This is a genomic window from Ruegeria sp. BF10, from assembly GCF_056538725.1.
In genome coordinates, this window is the sequence record NZ_JBQFTR010000005.1 from 93293 (window position 1) to 112910 (window position 19618).

The window sequence follows — 19618 nt, forward strand, 5'->3', positions numbered from 1 at the left end:
GTGCCCTGTTTCAAGATTTGACTGCTCTTGAACGGACAATCACACAGTCGGAATCGGGGAACAAGAGGTCAGTAGAAATAGACCGCGTTGTTGATCAGGATGATCCGCAGCGCATAGACACCGATCAGCACCACCAGCGGCGTCAGGTCCAGACCGCCCATATTGGGCAGGATGCGCCGGATCGGGCCATAAATTGGCTCTAACAGGCGGTTCAGCCCGTACCAGATTTGCGCGACCAGCTGTTGGTGCAGGTTGAGCACCTGAAAGTTGATCAGCCAGCTCATGATCACATGGGCCAGGATGATGAACCAGACAATGTCCAGGATCAGCAGCAGGATTTGGATCAGCGACAGCATGGGTTCTCCGTATTCTTGTTGGCCGAGACCTAAGCACCATAGCGACAAAGAGCAAGTGCCTGGCACTCAACGCTTGCGATTTGAATTAAAGCCCAGTCATATAATCGCAACGATAAACAGGGGCAGAGATGGCAGAGATTTCCAAGCGCAGGCGCATCTGGGGCTGGTGGTTCTTTGACTGGGCCAGCCAGCCTTATCACACCCTTCTGGTCACCTTTGTCTTTGGCCCCTACTTCGCTGGCGTCGCCGCCGGGTATTTCACCACTGAAGGGCTGGATGCGCAGGCGGCAGCGGCGCGTGCACAGACCGTTTGGGCCAACTGTCTGACGATCACCGGGTTGATCATCGCTTTTGGCGCGCCGCTGCTGGGGGCGATGGCGGATGTCTCGGGGCGGCGCATCCCGTGGATATTTGCCTTTTCGGTCATGTATGCGGTCGGGTCTGCGGCGCTTTGGTACACGATGCCCGATGGCTCGAACATGTGGCTGATGCTATCGGCTTTCGGTTTTGGCTTCGTAGGTGCGGAATATGCGCTGATCTTCATCAACTCGCAGCTACCCGATCTGGGCGATGACAGCGAAGTGGGCGAGATATCGGGCTCGGGCTTTGCCTTTGGTTATTTTGGCGGGCTGATCTCGCTGGCGATCATGCTGGCGCTGTTTGTGGAACAGCCAAACGGCAAAACCCTGATCGGGATGACGCCCGCCTTTGGTCTGGATGCCGCCACACGGGAAGGCACGCGTTTTGTCGGCCCCTTTACGGCAACGTGGTTCATTCTGTTCATGGTGCCGTACTTCCTGTGGGTCCGCGACGATGCGGTGACGGACAAGACGGGAAGCGTGGGTGAGGCGCTGCGCCTGTTGTCGAAATCAGTGTCTAACTTGCGCTATCGCGTCAGTCTGGCCAGTTACCTCGGTTCGTCCATGTTCTATCGCGACGCACTGAACGGGCTGTACAGTTTTGGTGGTGTCTACGCGCGGCTGGTATTGGAATGGGATCTGATCAAGATCGGAGTATTCGGGATCGTCAGCGTTCTCGCCTCGGCCGTTTTTGCGTGGCTTGGGGGCAAGGCAGACAAGAAATACGGCCCGAAACCGGTGATATTGGTGGCGATCTGGGTATTGATTTTCGTCTGTGTCACAGTGGTGTCGATGGACCGGACGCAGATCTACGGCATCGGCCTGCCTGACGGATCCAACCTGCCTGATCTGGTCTTCTTTGGCTGTGGTGTGCTGATCGGTGGCATGGGAGGCATTCTGCAATCGGCCAGCCGTTCGATGATGGTGCGCCACACCGACCCTGAAACTCCGGTCGAAAGCTTTGGTCTTTATGGTCTGTCGGGGCGCGCGACCGCTTTTGCGGCCCCGTTGTTGATCGGGATTGCAACAACCGCAACCGGCAGTGCGCGTCTGGGGGTGTCACCAATCATTCTGTTGTTTATTCTGGGTCTATTCCTGATGCGCTGGGTCAGACCTGAAGGGGATCAGAGCAGATGATTTTATTACGTTTTTTTGCACTACTGGTAATAGCCGCGCTGGCACATACGGCATCAGCGCAGCCCTTGGCAAAGCAGTTGTTCGGGGCACAGAAGGTAAGCTCGCAACAAAAAGCAGCGGCGTTCGGCAGTTATTCGCGCGGATGTGCGGCCGGATCGGTACAATTGCCCGAAACCGGGCCCACGTGGCAGGCAATGCGACTGTCGCGCAATCGCAACTGGGGACATCCCGAGGCAATCGATTACGTGCAGGACCTCAGCCGGTTCGCGGCGAAACAGCCGGGTTGGAATGGTCTCTATATCGGGGATATCAGCCAGCCGCGGGGAGGGCCAATGACTTCGGGGCACCGCTCGCACCAGCTGGGGCTGGATATCGATATCTGGATGCTTCCGGGTGACAACATGCGCCTGTCGCGCAAGGCGCGCGAGAATATTTCGTCCGTATCGCTGCGCCGCTCGAACGGTGCCTATGTCAACAGCAACTGGACCAAACAGCACCACGCGGTGCTGCGCGAAGCCGCCAAGGACAAGCGCGTGGCACGTATCTTCGTGTTCCCCGGGGCGAAGGTTCAGATGTGCAACGATGAAAAAGGCAACCGGGCCTACCTGCGCAAGATCAGGCCCTGGTGGGGGCATCACTACCACTTCCATGTGCGCCTGAAATGCCCAAGAGGATCAAAGGGATGCGTCAACCAGGACGCACCTCCCAAGGGCGATGGCTGTGCCGAGGCGCAACAATGGGTGCGTAACATCCTGAACCCGCCGCCGCCCGACCCGAACGCGCCGCCGCCCAAGAAACGCCGGGAATATGTGCTGGCCGATTTGCCGAAACAATGCGCCTCAGTCTTGCAATCCAAGTAGGTGCGGCACTGTTTCTGGCCACGGCGGCCCTTGGAGTGGATGAAAAAACAGCCACACATCAAAGCAGTTTTGCATGGCGTGACAAGGCGGATTGGTTCGGTGGATTCTCGGCGCTGCACATTTCCGACAATGGGCAGCAGATGATGGCGCTGAGCGACCGGGCGCGGTTGGTGACGGCGCGCATTGAGCGTCTTGATGGAGAGATCACCGGCCTTCGCATTCTGGGGCAATGGCCGGTTCTGTCCAGCAATGGTCATATCATGTCAGGCGGCGTTGGCGATTCCGAAGGGATTGCGGCGGCTCCTGACGGTGGGTTCTATATCTCATTCGAAGGGGTGCACCGCGTCGCCCATTACCCCGCACCGGGCACGAAGGCGCGTGTATTGCCACGCCCGCAGGCATTTCAGGACCTCGCCGACAACGGGTCCTTTGAAGGTTTGGCCATCGATGGGCGCGGGCGGCTGTATACGCTGCCGGAAACAAACCGCACCTCGGTCGGAGATATTCCCGTCTATCGCTGGAATGGCCAAACCTGGTCGACCCCTTTTGTTCTGCCCCAGCGCGGTTGGTTCAAGCCGGTTGCCGCTGATTTCGGTCCTGATGGGCGGTTTTATGTGTTGGAGCGAAGCCTCTCGGCAATCGGGTTTCGCTCGCGCCTGCGGCGGTGGGATCTGGCAGGCGACATGCCAAACGCCGAGAAAACCCTGTTCGAAACCGGAACGGGCGCACATGACAACCTCGAAGGCTTGTCGATCTGGCGGGATGATCAAGGACGTTTGCGGGCCACGATGATCTCGGACGACAACTTTCTGGCGCTGCAACGGACCGAGTTGGTCGAGTATCTGCTGCCCGATTGACAGGCGGCAGATGAAGGTCTAAACGCACAGCCTGCCTCGGGACGGTCCCTTGGCCAAGTCGCCGCTACCTTGTCAAAACGGGCATCAAAATATGCAACGCAACTTTATTCCCGGCATCATTGCCATGGCCGCCATCGTCGTGGCCTCGAACATCCTGGTCCAGTTCCTGATCCTTGACGGGCTGTTGACCTGGGGTGCTTTCACCTATCCGCTGGCCTTTCTGGTCACTGACATCATGAACCGCGTCTATGGTGTGGGCCCGGCCCGCAAGGTCGTTTTCGCGGGCTTCGTCACCGGGGTGATCTGCTCGCTGATCGGCAGCCAGATCATGCTTCAGGGCGACGGCTTCACCTATGCCGCCGTGCCGCTGCGCATCGCCGTGGCCTCGGGCACCGCCTTCCTGATTGCGCAACTGACCGACGTCACCGTGTTCAACGCCATGCGTGGCGGTCAATGGTGGCGTGCGCCGCTGGTATCGACTCTGGTAGGTTCAGCGCTGGATACCGCTTTGTTCTTCACCATCGCCTTCTCGGCCTCGGTCACCTTCTTTGGCGCCGATGCGGATGCTGCCATCAACTGGGCGTGGGAGCCCGTGCCCTTCATGCTGTCGGGTCCCGAGGCACCGCTGTGGGTGACGCTGGCCTTTGCCGACTGGTTGGTGAAACTGTCGCTGGCCCTGATCGCTCTGATCCCGTTCAAGGTGATCGTTGCGCGACTGACCGCTGCACAGCCTGCGTAAAAAAGTGCTTTGAGAATGGCGCATCTTGTGTCACGCTTCTTTTCAACCGCAACAGATAGAAAAGGAGGTGATCCAGTGTCAAGAAAGAGATTGGAGAGAGGTGTCGGAACAACCGGGGGGACCGCCTGCTAGGGCAGCCCTTGGCCGAGCGTGCGCTCCGGCTGGTCGATTGATCTAACCGACCCGACCTCCTGAACTTTCGAAGGGCCGTCCCACCGGGGCGGCCCTTTCTGTTTTCAGCCGCGCCAGTTATGGTCTCACCCATGTTGCGCATCTCTGACGATATCACTCTGCAAGACTGGGAAATGACCGAGAGCTTCGTGCGTTCCTCCGGCCCTGGTGGGCAGAATGTGAACAAGGTCTCAACCGCCGTTGAGCTGAGGTTCGAGGCCGCGCGATCCCCTTCTTTGCCCGATCCGGTCAAGAACAGGCTGAAACGGCTGGCCGGGCGGCGCTGGACCAAGGATGGCGCGATCATCATCCAGTGCGAAGAAACACGTTCCCAAGCCCGCAACCGGGAAATCGCACGTACAAGACTGGCGGAACTGATCGGCAAGGCGCTGGTCAAACCCAAGCGGCGCATCGCGACGAAACCCACCTATGGTTCGGTCAAACGCAGGCTTGCGGCGAAAAAGGCGCGGGGCGACGTCAAGGCGCTGCGCGGCAAGGTGTCCGAAGAATGATCTGGCATCTCGTCTGGGCGTTGATAGTCTGGCCATCAATAGGTGCAGGAGAGTAACGCCATGAGGCTGGAGGGAAAAACCGCAATCGTCACTGGCGGTGCATCCGGGTTTGGTGCGGGGATCGCAAGGAAGTTCCTGGCCGAAGGCGCGCGCGTCATGATTGCTGACATCAATGGCGATGCCGCCCATGAGCTTGCAACCCAGCTTGGGTCCGAAGCGGTTGCTCAGCAGGTTGATGTAGGTGAGGGCGCTTCGGTTCAAAAGATGGCGGATGCGGCTTTCTCAACCTTCGGCCATCTGGACATCCTTGTGAACAATGCCGGTGTGACCCACCTGCCGACGCCGTTGGAGGAGGTCAGCGAAGCGGATTTCGACCGTGTTTTCAACGCGAACATGAAATCCGTCTATCTGACCGCCCGCGCATTGGTTCCACCTATGAAGGCACGCGGGGCGGGTTCAGTGCTGAACGTGGCTTCAACCGCGGGCCTGTCACCGCGCCCGAACCTGAACTGGTACAACGCCTCCAAGGGCTGGATGATCACCGCAACCAAGACGATGGCAGTCGAACTCGCCCCTTCCGGGCTGCGGGTGAACGCGATCTGCCCGGTCGCCGGGGAAACGCCATTGCTGAAGTCTTTCATGGGTGAAGACACACCCGAAATCCGTGCCAAATTCCTGTCGACCATCCCGTTGGGCCGCTTTTCAACCCCTGAAGACATGGCCAATGCCGCCTGTTTCCTGTGTTCGGACGAGGCCAGCATGATCACCGGCGCCGCGCTCGAGGTGGACGGAGGCCGATGCATCTGATCCGTTCTTCATCTGGCCAAAAATATCCCCGCCGGAGGCAGCGCGCGCCAGCGCGCTTTCCCGCTCGACCACCGAGGTATGCATGATCCCCGGACCCAGAAACCTGATCACGGATGTCGCCGGCCTGATGGTCGGCAACGCACAGAACGCAGCTTTGAAATCAGGCGTCACGGTTCTGACCGGCGCGCAACCACTCCGAGCCTCGGTGCACGTGATGGGCGGCGCACCCGGCACGCGCGAGACAGATTTGCTGGCCGCCGACAAGACCGTTGACCAGGTGGATGCGATCGTGCTTTCGGGCGGGTCGGCCTTTGGGCTGGATGCCTGTTCGGGCGTGATGGACGCGCTGCATGCGCAGGGTCGTGGGTTTCAGGTGGGTTCCGCCGTGGTGCCGATCGTGCCCGGGGCGATTCTGTTCGACCTGCTGAATGGCGGCGACAAGGCGTGGCACCAGAATCCCTATCGCTCCTTGGGCCGTGCGGCGTTCGAATCCGCGTCGGACCGGTTCGAACTCGGAACCGCAGGTGCAGGAACCGGGGCTCTGACGGCGATGCACAAAGGCGGGTTGGGTTCCGCCTCGCTTGTTCTGGACAGCGGTGCCACCGTAGGCGCATTGGTTGCGGTCAATCCGCTGGGCAGTGTCACCACGCCGGGTGACAGGCATTTCTGGGCCGCCCCATTTGAAGTGGACGGCGAATTCGGTGGATTGGGACCTGATCCCAATGCCGGGCTTGGCCAACCAATGGTCAGTCGCAAAGCGCAGGTGATGCGGTCGGCGAACCCGGACAAGGCCAATACCACGATTGCCATCGTTGCGACGGATGCGGCCCTGAGCAAACCGCAATGTCAAAGGTTGGCCGTTGCCGCCCATGACGGTATTGCCCGCGCCATTGTACCCGCCCACACGCCGGGGGATGGCGATCTGGTATTCGGGGTCAGCACGGGCGCGCGAGGTGTCGCCACCGATACCGAACCTGGTGTCATCGGGCATGCGGCCTCGCTTTGCCTGGCGCGGGCCATTGCGCGCGCCGTGTATCTGGCGACTCCGGCAGCAGGCGATCTGTTGCCTTGCTGGTCCGGGGTACATGACAAAAGTTAAGGACAGCCTATTTGTCGCAGTGGCACAGTGAACGCGCGCGGCAATCTGCGCGTTGACTCTTTTTTGCGCCGACGGTCCATTCGGTGCAGCCAATTTGTATCGGAGCAAAAGCTATGAATCGCATCCTCGCTACTGCAATCGTCGGCCTTCTGGCCCTTCCTGCCTATGCTGAAGGCGACGCTGAGGCGGGCAAGAAAACCTTCAACAAGTGCAAGTCCTGCCACATGATCGCTGACCCGGCAGGCGAAGTGATCGTCAAGGGTGGCAAAACCGGCCCCAACCTCTATGGAATCGCTGGCCGCACCGCCGGTACCGTTGAGGGTTTCAAGTACGGAGACAGCATCGTTGCCGCCGGTGAGAAGGGTCTGGTCTGGGACGAGACTACTTTTGTCGAGTATGCTCAGGACCCCAAGGCATTTTTGAAATCCTATCTGGATGACACGTCTGCCAAATCGAAAATGACCTTCAAGCTGAAAAAGGGCGGTGAAGACGTCTATGCCTATATCGCAAGCGTGTCGGGTGAATAACACCTGATACTGTGCACCAATGCACAAGGACCAAAGGCCGCAGCCCCTGCGGCCTTTGGTGCGATTGATAACAGTGTGGAACAGCGACACTTTGGTATATGACGGCGGATCGCGAAAAAACGCCGCAACGCCAAGCCCGTCCGGCAACAGCTATAATCAAAATCAGGGCTCGTCAGGCGGATTGGCAGCAGGAGAGGACAGATGGGTATCATGATCCCAGCTTGGGTCAATGGTGAGTTGACCCCTGTAGACAAGCTTGAAGTTCACGAAAAAGGACTCAAGCACAAGGCTGTGTCGGTTTTTGTCGTTCGGGGGACCGAGATCCTGTTGCAGCGCCGGGCGCTGGGCAAGTACCACACGCCTGGCCTTTGGGCGAACACCTGCTGTACGCATCCAGATTGGGATGAAAGCTCTTCCACCTGTGCCGTGCGCCGCCTGCGTGAAGAGCTTGGGATCACAGGTCTGTATCCCGAATACCGGCACCGGTTGGAATACCACGCCGATGTGGGCAACAGCATGGTGGAAAACGAGGTTGTCGACGTCTTTCTGGCCCATGTCCGCGGCCCGCTGAAAATCGCGCCCAACCCGGATGAAGTCATGGATATCCGTTGGATCGACTATCACGATCTGTTGGCCGAGGTGAAACGCCACCCGGACCGGTTTACGCCCTGGTTGAAGATATACCTTCACAACCACGCTGACACGATTTTTGGCCCGGATCTGATCATTTCGGCCAAATCCTGACCCCGGCTGAAAATCCGTGCCTTGCAAGGGCGGCTCAAGCCGCCTAAATCAACGCGTTATGGCCAAGCAGAAGACAGACCCGAATTACAAGGTAATTGCCGAAAACCGGCGCGCCCGCTTCGATTATGCAATCGAAGAGGACATCGAATGCGGTATCGTTCTGCAAGGGTCCGAAGTCAAATCCCTGCGCGCGGGTGGTTCCAACATTGCCGAAAGCTATGCCACCGTCGATGACGGCGAGCTGTGGCTGGTCAACAGCTATATCGCGCCATACGAGCAGGCCAAAGTGTTCAAGCATGAAGAGCGCCGCCGTCGCAAGTTGCTGGTGTCCCGCAAACAGATGTCCGATTTGTGGAACGCAACCCAGCGCAAGGGCATGACGCTGGTGCCGCTGGTTTTGTATTTCAACCACAAGGGTTTGGCCAAGATCAAGATCGGCATCGCCAAGGGTAAGAAAACCCATGACAAGCGCGAAACCCAGGCCAAACGCGATTGGTCACGGCAGAAACAACGCTTGTTGAAAGACCACAGCTAGAACGCCATCGCCGCCTGTACCGCGCGTTGCCAACGGTCATAGGCCGCATCGCGGTCGGCTTGGTCCATCGTTGGCTCGAACCGGCGATCCAGCGCCCATGTTTCCGCAAACCCGGCCTGATCCGGATAAATTCCGGCTTTCATGCCTGCCAGCCATGCGGCGCCCAGGGCTGTCGTTTCTTGCATGACCGGACGATCCACAGGCGCGCCAAGACAGTTCGACAGGCCTTGCATGGTCCAGTCAGACGCGGCCATCCCGCCATCGACGCGCAGGATGACATCGGCATCGGCCCCCCAGTCGCCCTGCATGGCGTGCCACAGGTCGCGGGTCTGGAAGGCGATGCTTTCCAGCGTGGCGCGGGCGATCTCGGCCCGGCCGGAATTGCGCGTCAGCCCGAACAGCGCTCCGCGACAGTCAGGTTTCCAATAAGGCGCCCCGAGGCCGGTGAAGGCGGGCACAAGCACCACATGCTGGTTCGGGTCAGCCCGAGCCGCCAGTTCGCCGCTTTGTGGCGCCGCATCGATGATCTGCAACGCGTCGCGCAGCCATTGCACTGCGGCCCCCGCGATAAAGATCGATCCCTCCAGCGCATAGGTTCGCCGGCCGTCCAGTTGATAAGCGATCGTCGTCAGCAGGCGGTTTTTCGACTGAACCGGCTGTGCGCCTGTGTTCAGCAGCGCAAAGCAGCCCGTGCCATAGGTTGATTTCATCATACCGGGCTGGAAACAGGCCTGCCCGATGGTGGCGGCTTGCTGGTCGCCTGCAACGCCCAGAATGGGAATGTCGCCCCCGAACAAAGTGGTGGTTCCGAAATCCGCAGCGCAATCCTTTACTTCGGGCAAAAGGTTCAGGGGCACGTCCAGCAGGTCGCAAATCTCGGCGCTCCACGTGCCTGAGTGAATGTCGAACAGCAGGGTACGGGCGGCGTTGGTGGCATCGGTTGCATGAACACGGCCTTCGGTCAGCCGCCAGATCAGGAAACTGTCGATCGTGCCGAACAGCAGGTCTCCGGCTTCTGCCCGCGCGCGGGCACCCGAAACGGTATCCAGCAGCCATTTGACCTTGGTGCCCGAGAAATAGGGATCCAGCAGCAGACCGGTCTGAGCGGTAACGTCATCCTCGCACCCGGCCTGTTTGTAGCGGGCGCAGATATCGGCCGTGCGGCGGTCCTGCCAGACGATGGCATTGTGGATGGCCTTGCCGGTCTGTTTGTCCCAGACGACCGTCGTTTCGCGCTGGTTGGTGATGCCGATACCGGCAATCTGGTCCGCTGAAATGCCGGTGGTTTCCATCACCTCACGGCACACATGCAGAACGCTGGACCAGATATCCTCGGGGTCGTGTTCAACCCAGCCTTCCTGCGGGAAGTGCTGGGGAAACTCCTGCTGGGCAGTGCCGACAGGCCGCATCTGCGCGTCAAACAGAATGGCGCGCGAAGACGTAGTGCCTTGATCGATTGCCAGAATATGGGTCATTTCCGCTCTCCCCCGGTATCGTTTTGCCGGACATTAGCGCAAACAACGGCGCAGGGGCCAGTGCAGAAATCAGGCCGGATTGACAGGAATATTGTCGATCAGGCGGACGCCGTCGGCCCAGGCCGTGACGAACAGGCGGGCGGGCTGGGTGGCGCTGGACAGGCTTTCCAGTGTCTCGGCACAGCGCAGGTCGACATACTCGACTTCGGAAAACCCGACCTTCAGCAGGGTTTCCTTTGCATCCTGCGCCAGTTTGGCAAAGTCTGCGCCCTTGGCCAGATCGTCAGCCACCTGTTGCATGACGCCGTTCATTTGTTCTGCGACCTTCAACCCTTGGGGGGAAAGAAGAAGATTGCGCGACGACATCGCCAGGCCCGAGGGTTCACGCACGGTCGGGCAGCCGATCACCTCGATGGGGATATTCAGATCACGCGCCATCCGGCGGACAACCAGCAGCTGTTGATAGTCTTTTTCCCCGAAATAGGCTCGATCCGCCTGTGTTTGCAGGAACAGCTTGGCAACCACCGTGGCCACGCCTTCGAAATGTCCGGGGCGGAAGGGGCCTTCCATCACGTCGGTCAGACCGGCGACCGATACCGTCGTCGAAAACCCTTCCGGATAGATTTCCTGCGGGTCCGGCACATAGATCGCATCCACACCATACGGGGCCAGCTTTTGGGCGTCTTCATGCTCGGTGCGGGGGTAATTAGCCAGGTCTTCGGGATTGTTGAACTGCTTGGGGTTCACAAAAATCGTCACGATCACCCGGTCGCAGTCCTGTTTCGCCGCCTGTGCCAGTGACAAATGCCCCTCGTGCAGCGCACCCATGGTCGGAACCACGCCGATGGTCTCACCGTTTCGATGCCAAGTGGTGGTTTTGGCACGCAGCTCGGCCAGAGCGCGCAGAATCGGTGCGGTCATGTCTTTTGTCCTTTGGCCGGAGCCTGATCGGCAAAGACGTGTTCATCCGCCGGGAAGGTCCGCGCGCGGACTTCGGCGGCGTATTCCGCAATGGCCGCTTCGGCCAGCGGACCCAGCTCGGCATAGCGTTTGACGAATTTGGGTTTGAAGGCGGTGAAAAAGCCCACCATGTCGTCCACGACCAAAATCTGCCCGTCACAGCCCGCAGATGCACCGATGCCGATGGTCGGGATCGCAATCTCTTCGGTGATCTGGTTCGCCAGACCTTGGGGCACTTTCTCCAGAACGACCGAGAACGCGCCAGCCTCGGTCACGGCGCGGGCGTCTGCCATGACGGCTTCAGCCTGCTCGTCCCGGCCCTGCACCTTGTAGCCGCCCAGCGTGTTGATCGATTGCGGCGTCAGTCCGATATGAGCCATCACCGGGATGCCTCGTTTCACCAGAAAGCGGATGGTTTCAGCCATTTCGACCCCGCCTTCCAGTTTGACCGCGCCCGCACGTGTGTCCGCCATCAGGCGTGCGGCGTTCCGAAAGGCTTGTGCCGGGCTTTCCTCATAGCTTCCGAAAGGCATGTCGATGACCATCATCGCCCTATCCAGGCCGCGAGACACGGCTTGACCGTGCAGGATCATCATTTCCATCGTGACCCCCAGCGTAGAGTCCAGCCCGTGCAGAACCATGCCGACGCTGTCTCCGACCAGCACGAAATCGCAATGCGCGTCCATCAGGCGCGCCATTGGCGTGGTATAAGCGGTCAAAGAGACCAGAGGTTCGCCACCTTTTCGGGCGCGAATATCCTCGGCGTTCGGGGCTTTCTTGCGGGCGGTGGCGCTCATGGATCGCTCCTGCAGTATTATGTTGCAGTGCGGCATAGCAGATCGGACGGGGCCGAAGAAACCCCGGTTGCGCGAACATTCCCTTGATTGACCTGAGGTTTACAGGAAGACTGTCGGTAAAACGGCCCTGAAAACAAGGGCACAACCCGTTTCAGTAGGGAGAGTTCACATGACGAAATTCCTGTTCCGGACATTTGCATCGACCCTGGCCGTAGGGGCCAGCCTGCTTGCCACGCAGGCTTTGGCCAAGTCGGACATCACCATAGCGATGCAGCTTGAGCCTCCGCATCTGGATCCGACAAGCGCCGCGGCGCAAGCCATCGACTCGGTGGTTTACACCAATATCTTCGAAGGTCTGACACGTTTCATGGGCGATGGTTCGGTCGTACCCGGCTTGGCGGAAAGCTGGGAGATTTCCGAAGACGGGACGGTCTATACCTTTAACCTGCATGACGGGGTGACCTTCCATGATGGCACCACCATGGACGCCGAGGATGTCAAATTCAGCCTTGACCGCGCAACCGCTGAAGACAGCGCCAACGCGCAGAAGGCCCTGTTTGCCGGTATCGAAAACATAGAGGTCGTCGACCCGTTGACGGTCAAAGTCACCCTGTCAGAGCCAAACGGAAATTTCCTGTTCAACCTGGCCTGGGGGGATGCGGTCATCGTCGCGCCCGAGAGCATTGAAAACATCAAGACCAATCCAGTTGGCACTGGCGCCTATACCTTTGGCAACTGGGTGCAGGGTGACAGCATCACACTGAACCGCAATCCCGATTATTGGGGTGATCAGCCTGCATTAGAGACTGCAACATTCAAGTTCATCTCGGACCCGACTGCCGCTTTTGCCGCCATGATGGCCGAGGATGTCGACGTATTTGACAACTTCCCCGCGCCGGAAAACCTGCCTCAGTTCGAGGCCGATCCGCGCTTTCAGGTTTTGGTCGGCTCGACCGAAGGTGAGACGATCCTGTCCACCAACAACAAACAACCTCCGTTTGACAGTATTCTGGTCCGGCAGGCACTGGCCCATGCCATCGACCGGCAGGCCATCATCGACGGCGCGATGTTCGGCTATGGCACCCCGATCGGAACCCATTTTGCGCCGCATCATCCGGCGTATGTCGATCTGACGGGCAATTCGGCTTACGACCCTGAAAAAGCAAGGGCGTTGCTGGCAGAGGCAGGATTCGAAAACGGGTTTGAGACCACGTTGCATCTGCCGCCGCCGTCTTATGCCCGCCGCGGGGGCGAAATCATAGCGGCGCAGCTGGCCGAGGTCGGCATCACGGCCGAGATCATCAATGTGGAATGGGCGCAATGGTTGGAAACGGTGTTCAAGGGCAAGGAGTTCGGCCTGACCATTGTCAGCCACACGGAGCCGATGGATATCGGCATTTATGCGCGGCCTGACTATTACTTCCAGTATGACAGCACGGATTTTCAGGCGCTGATGGACACGCTGAACACCACCACCGACCCCGAAGAACGCACCCGTTTGCTGGGTGAGGCGCAGCGCCTGATCTCAAGCGACTATGTCAATGGGTACCTGTTCCAGTTGGCCAAGCTGGGCGTTGCGAAAGTCGGCGTTCAGGGCCTTTGGAAGAACGCGCCCACCGCCGCAATCGATCTGACTCAGATCAGCTGGTCCGAGTAATAGTACCGCCCGCGCCGCGCTGGGCGGCCCGGGCCTTCCATTGTGTCAGGGTGTTCTCACGCATGTTCTTGCTCCGCGCCGTTCCCGTCTTGGTTTTAGGTGTTTTCCTGGTGTTCGGTTCTTCGGTTGTGGCCACGGCTCAGAACGTGTTGGGTGGGCGGCTGGATGCCCTGCCCGGAACGCCCGAGAACCCGTTGGATGTTGGCGTCGGCATTCGCATCGACCAGATCACCGGCGTTGATCAAAAGGCTGAAAACTATGGCGCGGTTGTGGTCTTGCGGGTGGAATGGACCGATCCTGCGTTGGCGTTTGATCCCGAGGAACTGGGAAGGGATATCAGGGTTTTCAATCCGCCCGATCTTGCCGATCATGCGGCAAGTATAGGTTCCGTTCTGCCGGCTTTTGTCATTCACAATCAGCAGTCCAACAAGTGGATCCACGAATCCGCCGCATCCCTGCGGTACGACGGACGGGTGCTGTATGTCGAAAAATCGTCTCTTACACTCCAGGCGCCTCATTTCGATTTCCGAAAATACCCGTTCGACACGCAGGAGTTCCATTTCGAAGTCGTATCGGTCTTTCCGTCCGAATATGTCAATTACCATCCGCTGGATGAATTTTCTGGCCTCGGAGATCAACTGGGCGAAGAAGAATGGATTCTGAACAATGCACGGTTGGAAACGTCCAGGGTTCTGGGGCTATCCGGCAAAGAAAGCGATCAGGTCGCGCTTGTTTTCGAGGGCAAACGACATCTGACATACTACGTCATACGGGTTTTCCTGCCGATGCTTGTCTTGATTTCGGTCGGCTGGGCGCTGTTTTTTCTGGATGAATACCGCCGGAGGATCGAGATCGCGGGCGGCAACCTGCTGGTGTTTGTCGCGTTCAACTGGGCGATATCCGCAGATCTGCCCAAGCTGGGTTATCTGACTTTTCTGGATTTTGTCCTACAGTGCATGTTCCTGATGACCGGGGCGCTGATCGTGTTCAACGTCGCGCTGCGACGGCTGAAAGTGTCCGGCAAGGAGGGTACGGCCCGCATCCTGGACAACTATGCGATCAAGTGGATCTATCCACTGGGGTATGCCGCGATCGTTGCCTATGCGGTTTCCGCTTTCCTTCTGGTGCCTTAGACGCTGGACCCATGCCTGATGTGACCCTAACGTGGTGCCAATGCTCCGCTACGTCCTCAAACGACTGATTTCCTTGCTTGTCAGCCTGGCCGTCGCCTCGGTGGTCATCTTCGCCGTGATCGAGGTTGCCCCGGGTGATCCGGCGTCGTTCATGCTCGGCGTCAACGCGCAGGAGGACACGCTGGCCGCGTTGCGGGCCGAGCTGGGCCTGGATGCGTCCAGGATACAGCGGTACTTCATTTGGGTGGGCGGCATGCTGGAGGGCGATTTCGGCACCTCGTACACCTACCGCACGCCAGTGTCGCAGATGATCGCGGACCGGTTGTGGGTGTCGTTGCCCCTGGCGCTTTACGCGCTGACACTGTCCACATTGATCGCCTTTCCCGCCGGAATCTATGCCGCTGCGCGTCGGGGCAAGCCGGGGGACCTTGCAGTGATGGGGGCGACGCAGCTTGGGATTGCTGTGCCCAATTTCTGGTTCGCGATGATGCTTGTGCTGATCTTCGCCATCAACCTGCGCTGGTTCAATGCGGGCGGGTTTGCCGGTTGGAACGACGGTCTGTGGGCCGGCCTGCGATCCCTGACCCTGCCTGCCGTGGCGCTTGCCCTGCCACAGGCGGCGATTCTGGCGCGGGTCATGCGGTCGGCCTTGCTGGACATTCTGGGTGAGGATTTCATGCGCACGGCTCGGGCCAAGGGCCTGTCCGGCCGTCAGGCCCTTTGGCGGCATGGGGTGCGAAATGCGCTGATTCCGGTACTGACCATCATAGGTTTGCAGTTTTCCTTCCTGCTGGCGGGGTCGATCATCATCGAACAGGTGTTCTATCTGCCGGGTCTCGGGCGGCTGGTGTTTCAGGCCATTTCTGCCCGTGACCTCATCGTCGTGGAATCGGTCGTGATGCTGCTGGTCTTTGCCGTGATAACGGTCAATTTCCTTGTCGATCTTGCTTATGCGGCCGTGGACCCGCGACTCAGGAGCAGGACATGAACCGGAACCTGATCCTTGGGGCTTTGTTGTCGTCGCTGGTGGTTCTGGCCGCGTTGGCCTCGTTCGTCTGGACCCCCTACGACCATGCCGCGTTGGACATTCCCGATAAATTACAGCCACCAAACGGGCAGCATTGGTTTGGAACCGATCATTTCGGACGCGACATGTTCTCGATGATCATGGTTGGTGCACGTACGTCGATTGCGGTGGCGCTGGTGGCCGTCGGCATCGGCATGGCACTTGGCGTTCCTCTTGGCCTGACGGCGGCCGCGCGCAAAGGCTCATGGCTGGATGAGGTCATCATGCGTGGCAACGATCTGGTCTTCGCTTTCCCTTCGCTGGTGATCGCCATCCTGATCACGGCCGTCCATGGCGCCGGCGCGATCAACGCCATTGTTGCGATCGGTATTTTCAACATCCCCGTCTTTGCCCGTATCACCCGCGGCGCTGCTTTGTCGCTTTGGGAGAGAGAGTTCATCCTTGCCGCCCGTGTGTCGGGCAAAGGGGTGGTGCGGATATCGGCTGAACATATTCTGCCCAACGTGGCCAATCTGCTGATCGTGCAGGGGACCATCCAGTTCAGCCTTGGCATTCTGGCCGAAGCGGGCCTGTCATATGTCGGTCTGGGCGCTCAACCTCCGACGCCCAGCTGGGGTCGGATGCTGGCAGACGCGCAGACGATGGTCAGTTTTGCCCCGCATTTGGCTCTGATTCCGGGTCTGTCGATTATCGTCACGGTGCTGGGTCTGAACTTGCTGGGCGATGGTCTGCGCGACTGGCTGGATCCCCGGATCAGGGTGGCGCGGGTATGAGCTTGTTGCAGATTGAAAACCTGTCGCTGACGATCCACGGGATACCGATCCTGAAACAGGTCAGCCTGTCCATCGACCCCAGCCAGATCGTGGCGGTGACGGGTGAAAGCGGCTCGGGCAAATCGATGACCGCATTGGCGGCGATGCAGTTGCTGCCGCATGGGGCCAGCGTGAAAGGTGCGATCCGGCTGGACGGTCAGGATCTGTTGACACGGTCAGAATCCGATATGTGCACCTTGCGCGGCGCGTCCGTGGGGATGGTGTTTCAGGAACCGATGACAGCGCTCAATCCGGTGAAAACCATCGGTGATCAGGTGATGGAGACGATCCTAATCCACAAGGCGATGCCCCCGACCCAGGCCCGAACACGTGCCGCAGAAGTTCTGACACGCGTCGGCCTGCCACCTGATCGGTTCCCCCTTTCCCGCTATCCGCACGAACTGTCCGGCGGACAACGGCAACGCGTGGTCATTGCCATGGCCATCGCTCTGCGCCCCAGGCTGCTGATCGCGGACGAGCCGACGACAGCGCTGGACGTCACGACACAGGCGCAGATCCTCGATCTGCTCAAGGGGCTGGTGCGCGAATATGACATGGGGTTGCTGATGATCACCCATGATCTGGCCGTTGTCTCTGATATGGCGGACCAGATCATCGTCATGCGCCACGGAGAAGTGGTTGAAAGCGGGGCCACACAGCACCTGCTGCGTCACATGCAGCACCCTTATACCCGAATGCTGTTCGAGGCGTCTGGCCATCAGGTCACTTTGCCTGAACCCGCGCAACCGCAAACGTTGCTGGAGGTAAGCCAGGTTGTCCGGGATTATCGCCTGCCCCGAAAAGGCCTGTTGGACGCGCCGCGCCATCACCGGGCAGTGGATGGTGTCAGTTTTTCACTCAACCGAGGCGAGCGGTTGGGTTTGGTTGGGGAATCCGGATGCGGAAAATCGACCCTAACAAGGGCAATTTTGGGTTTGGAGGAGGTTCAGTCCGGTCAAATCCGGCTGGGTGGTCAGCCGGTTTTCACTGGGCACAAACCCAACCTTGCCGTGCGCCGGAAGATGCAGGTGGTGTTTCAGGACCCATATGGCAGCTTCAACCCCCGTCATCGTGTCGCGCGCCTGATCACCGAGCCTTTCCATTTGCTGGACGATCCGCCCACCGGATCAGACCGGCGGGATCGGATCTCGGAAATACTGACGGCCGTCGGCCTCAGCCCCGGCGACGCGGGCAAGTACATCCACGAATTCTCGGGCGGGCAACGACAACGGATCGCTATTGCACGCGCCCTGATCATCCGCCCCGAGCTGATCCTGTTCGACGAGGCGGTTTCGGCGCTTGACGTTTCGGTCCGTGCTCAGATCCTCGATCTGCTCGCTGACCTGTGCGAAGCCTATAACCTGACCTATCTGTTCATCAGCCATGACCTGAGCGTTGTCCGCACGATCACCGACCGTGTGCTTGTGATGCAGTCCGGTCGGATCGTCGAACAGGGTCAGACAAAGCAGGTCTTCGAAGATCCGCAACATCCCTACACGCAAACCCTGATTGCCGCTGCGCCCCGGTTGCCCGAGATAGGGCCGTTGACGGCGTAAAGTTACTTGTTAGAGCCTGATTGGAGGCCCAAAATGACCCAGAACATTTGGTTTGATCCCACCTTGTGCCTGATCGGCGGGCGCTGGACCCGGGCGGCTGCGGGCGACAGCCTGCCCTTGATCAACCCTTCGGACGGGACCGAGATCTGCCGGATCGCCCGAGGGTCCGAGGCGGATATCGACGCGGCGGTACAAGCCGCCCGTTCTGCGTTGAATGGTGATTGGGGGCGAAAGACGGCGTTGGAACGCGGCCGCATCCTGACACGGTTGGGCCAGCTGGTGCTGGACCGGGTGGACGATCTGGCGCGGCTCGAGGCGATGGATGTCGGCAAACCGCTGACACAGGCCCGGGCAGACGCGGTCGCCCTGGCGCGCTATTGCGAGTTCTATGGCGGCGCGGCGGACAAGGTGATGGGCGAGACCATTCCCTATCTCGATGGCTACACCGTCTACACCCTGCGCGAACCGCATGGGGTGACGGGTCATATCGTGCCCTGGAACTATCCGATGCAGATTATCGGGCGTTCCGTCGGGGCGGCGTTGGCCATGGGCAACGCCTGTGTTCTGAAACCTGCGGAAGAGGCCTGCCTGACCGCGCTGGCCTTTGCCCATCTTGCGCAACAGGCCGGGCTGCCAGCCGGAGCATTGAACGTCGTGCCCGGTCTGGGGGCCGAAGCGGGTGCAGCGCTGTCGGGGCATCGGGGAGTCAACCATATCTCGTTCACCGGTTCGGTTGCCACCGGGGCCCTTGTGCAGCAGGCGGCGGGACGCAACGTGGTGCCCGTGACGCTGGAACTGGGCGGGAAATCCCCGCAATTGGTTTTTGACGATGCCGATCTGGATGCAGCGCTGCCGTTTCTGGTGAATGCGGGTGTCCAAAACGCGGGCCAGACCTGTTCGGCCTCGTCCCGCATCCTGGTGCAGCGGGGCGTCTATGAGCAGGTCAGATCGCGCATGGCCAAGGCCTATGAAGAACTGACGGTCGGCCCGGCGATGCAGGATCTGCGCGTTGGACCGTTGATCTCGGACCGGCAGAGACAGATTGTCAGCGGCTTTCTGAAAACAGCCACGGACCTGACGATCGCTGCGCAGGGACAGATTGTCGATGACGCGCCAGAAACCGGAGCCTATGTCCGGCCCACTTTGTTCGCAGACGTGCCGCCAGATCATCAGTTGGCACAGGACGAGATTTTCGGCCCGGTTCAGGTTCTGATGCCGTTTGACACCGAAGAACAGGCTCTGACCATAGCGAATAGTACGGAATACGGCCTGGTCGCCAGCGTCTGGACGCGGGATGGTGCGCGACAGATGCGGTTGGCGAAAGCATTGCACTCGGGTCAGGTTTTCATAAACAACTACGGTGCTGGTGGCGGCGTTGAACTGCCATTTGGCGGGGTGGGAAAATCCGGCCATGGCCGCGAAAAAGGGTTCGAAGCTTTGTACGGCTTTTCACAGTTGAAGACAGTTGCCGCGTTTCACGGATAGCATTGACCCGGGC

The 19618-nt window shown here is 59.6% G+C and carries 20 protein-coding genes; 16 read left to right on the forward strand and 4 right to left on the reverse strand.

Translation table 11 applies throughout. From position 1 onward, the window contains the following. Positions 1–68: 68 nt before the first annotated feature. Positions 69–356 carry a YggT family protein gene (locus ACR0DJ_RS17265; protein ID WP_005980077.1) on the reverse strand — a complete coding sequence of 96 codons (288 nt, stop codon included), beginning with the start codon at positions 354–356 and terminating at the stop codon, positions 69–71. Between the two features lie 128 nt (positions 357–484). Here ACR0DJ_RS17265 and ACR0DJ_RS17270 point away from each other — a divergent pair, with 128 nt between their 5' ends. From ACR0DJ_RS17270 to smpB, 10 genes are all read left to right on the forward strand, one after another. Further along, on the forward strand, positions 485–1852 hold the full coding sequence (locus ACR0DJ_RS17270; protein ID WP_425079936.1) for an MFS transporter: 1368 nt from the start codon (positions 485–487) through the stop codon (positions 1850–1852). Continuing rightward, on the forward strand, positions 1849–2712 hold the full coding sequence (gene mepA / locus ACR0DJ_RS17275; RefSeq protein ID WP_170346763.1) for a penicillin-insensitive murein endopeptidase: 864 nt from the start codon (positions 1849–1851) through the stop codon (positions 2710–2712). The genes ACR0DJ_RS17270 and mepA overlap by 4 nt, the downstream gene beginning before the upstream one ends. Then, complete coding sequence (locus ACR0DJ_RS17280) at positions 2685–3569, forward strand: esterase-like activity of phytase family protein (protein ID WP_480685814.1); 885 nt, start codon at positions 2685–2687, stop codon at positions 3567–3569. Before mepA ends, ACR0DJ_RS17280 begins: the two co-directional genes overlap by 28 nt. A gap of 91 nt (positions 3570–3660) precedes the next feature. Next, positions 3661–4308: a queuosine precursor transporter gene (locus tag ACR0DJ_RS17285; protein ID WP_425079938.1), complete on the forward strand. Its 648-nt coding sequence runs from the start codon at positions 3661–3663 to the stop codon at positions 4306–4308. A 263-nt stretch (positions 4309–4571) separates the two neighbouring features. Further along, positions 4572–4991, forward strand: coding sequence for an alternative ribosome rescue aminoacyl-tRNA hydrolase ArfB (gene arfB / locus ACR0DJ_RS17290; RefSeq protein ID WP_170346760.1), 420 nt, complete (start codon positions 4572–4574; stop codon positions 4989–4991). A gap of 60 nt (positions 4992–5051) precedes the next feature. Then, positions 5052–5798, forward strand: a complete 747-nt coding sequence (locus tag ACR0DJ_RS17295) for an SDR family oxidoreductase (RefSeq protein ID WP_480685816.1) — start codon at positions 5052–5054, stop codon at positions 5796–5798. Positions 5799–5880: 82 nt separating this feature from the next. Then, on the forward strand, positions 5881–6897 hold the full coding sequence (locus ACR0DJ_RS17300; RefSeq protein ID WP_480685817.1) for a P1 family peptidase: 1017 nt from the start codon (positions 5881–5883) through the stop codon (positions 6895–6897). A gap of 113 nt (positions 6898–7010) precedes the next feature. Further along, on the forward strand, positions 7011–7424 hold the full coding sequence (locus ACR0DJ_RS17305; RefSeq protein ID WP_170346757.1) for a c-type cytochrome: 414 nt from the start codon (positions 7011–7013) through the stop codon (positions 7422–7424). A gap of 201 nt (positions 7425–7625) precedes the next feature. Further along, entirely contained in the window at positions 7626–8168 is a 543-nt protein-coding gene (gene idi / locus ACR0DJ_RS17310; RefSeq protein ID WP_171117067.1) for an isopentenyl-diphosphate Delta-isomerase, read from the forward strand. Positions 8169–8226: 58 nt separating this feature from the next. Then, on the forward strand, positions 8227–8703 hold the full coding sequence (gene smpB, locus ACR0DJ_RS17315) for an SsrA-binding protein SmpB (protein ID WP_170346755.1): 477 nt from the start codon (positions 8227–8229) through the stop codon (positions 8701–8703). On the opposite strand, the gene glpK is transcribed toward smpB, so the two are convergent. The 3 genes from glpK to panB form a co-directional block, all read right to left on the reverse strand. Continuing rightward, on the reverse strand, positions 8700–10178 hold the full coding sequence (gene glpK / locus ACR0DJ_RS17320; protein WP_170346754.1) for a glycerol kinase GlpK: 1479 nt from the start codon (positions 10176–10178) through the stop codon (positions 8700–8702). The genes smpB and glpK overlap by 4 nt on opposite strands. 69 nt (positions 10179–10247) lie before the next feature. After that, entirely contained in the window at positions 10248–11099 is an 852-nt protein-coding gene (gene panC / locus ACR0DJ_RS17325; protein ID WP_480685818.1) for a pantoate--beta-alanine ligase, read from the reverse strand. Further along, complete coding sequence (panB, locus tag ACR0DJ_RS17330) at positions 11096–11935, reverse strand: 3-methyl-2-oxobutanoate hydroxymethyltransferase (protein WP_170346752.1); 840 nt, start codon at positions 11933–11935, stop codon at positions 11096–11098. The genes panC and panB overlap by 4 nt, the downstream gene beginning before the upstream one ends. A 169-nt stretch (positions 11936–12104) precedes the next feature. Here panB and ACR0DJ_RS17335 point away from each other — a divergent pair, with 169 nt between their 5' ends. From ACR0DJ_RS17335 to ACR0DJ_RS17360, 6 genes are all read left to right on the forward strand, one after another. Continuing rightward, on the forward strand, positions 12105–13592 hold the full coding sequence (locus ACR0DJ_RS17335) for an ABC transporter substrate-binding protein (protein WP_170346751.1): 1488 nt from the start codon (positions 12105–12107) through the stop codon (positions 13590–13592). Positions 13593–13654: 62 nt separating this feature from the next. Next, positions 13655–14725, forward strand: a complete 1071-nt coding sequence (locus ACR0DJ_RS17340; protein ID WP_170346750.1) for a ligand-gated ion channel — start codon at positions 13655–13657, stop codon at positions 14723–14725. Between the two features lie 40 nt (positions 14726–14765). Further along, entirely contained in the window at positions 14766–15713 is a 948-nt protein-coding gene (locus ACR0DJ_RS17345) for an ABC transporter permease (RefSeq protein ID WP_425079947.1), read from the forward strand. After that, positions 15710–16525, forward strand: coding sequence for an ABC transporter permease (locus tag ACR0DJ_RS17350; protein ID WP_425079948.1), 816 nt, complete (start codon positions 15710–15712; stop codon positions 16523–16525). Before ACR0DJ_RS17345 ends, ACR0DJ_RS17350 begins: the two co-directional genes overlap by 4 nt. Beyond that, positions 16522–18120, forward strand: coding sequence for an ABC transporter ATP-binding protein (locus ACR0DJ_RS17355; RefSeq protein ID WP_480685819.1), 1599 nt, complete (start codon positions 16522–16524; stop codon positions 18118–18120). Before ACR0DJ_RS17350 ends, ACR0DJ_RS17355 begins: the two co-directional genes overlap by 4 nt. A 33-nt stretch (positions 18121–18153) precedes the next feature. Next, entirely contained in the window at positions 18154–19605 is a 1452-nt protein-coding gene (locus ACR0DJ_RS17360) for an aldehyde dehydrogenase family protein (protein WP_480685821.1), read from the forward strand. Positions 19606–19618: the final 13 nt, after the last annotated feature.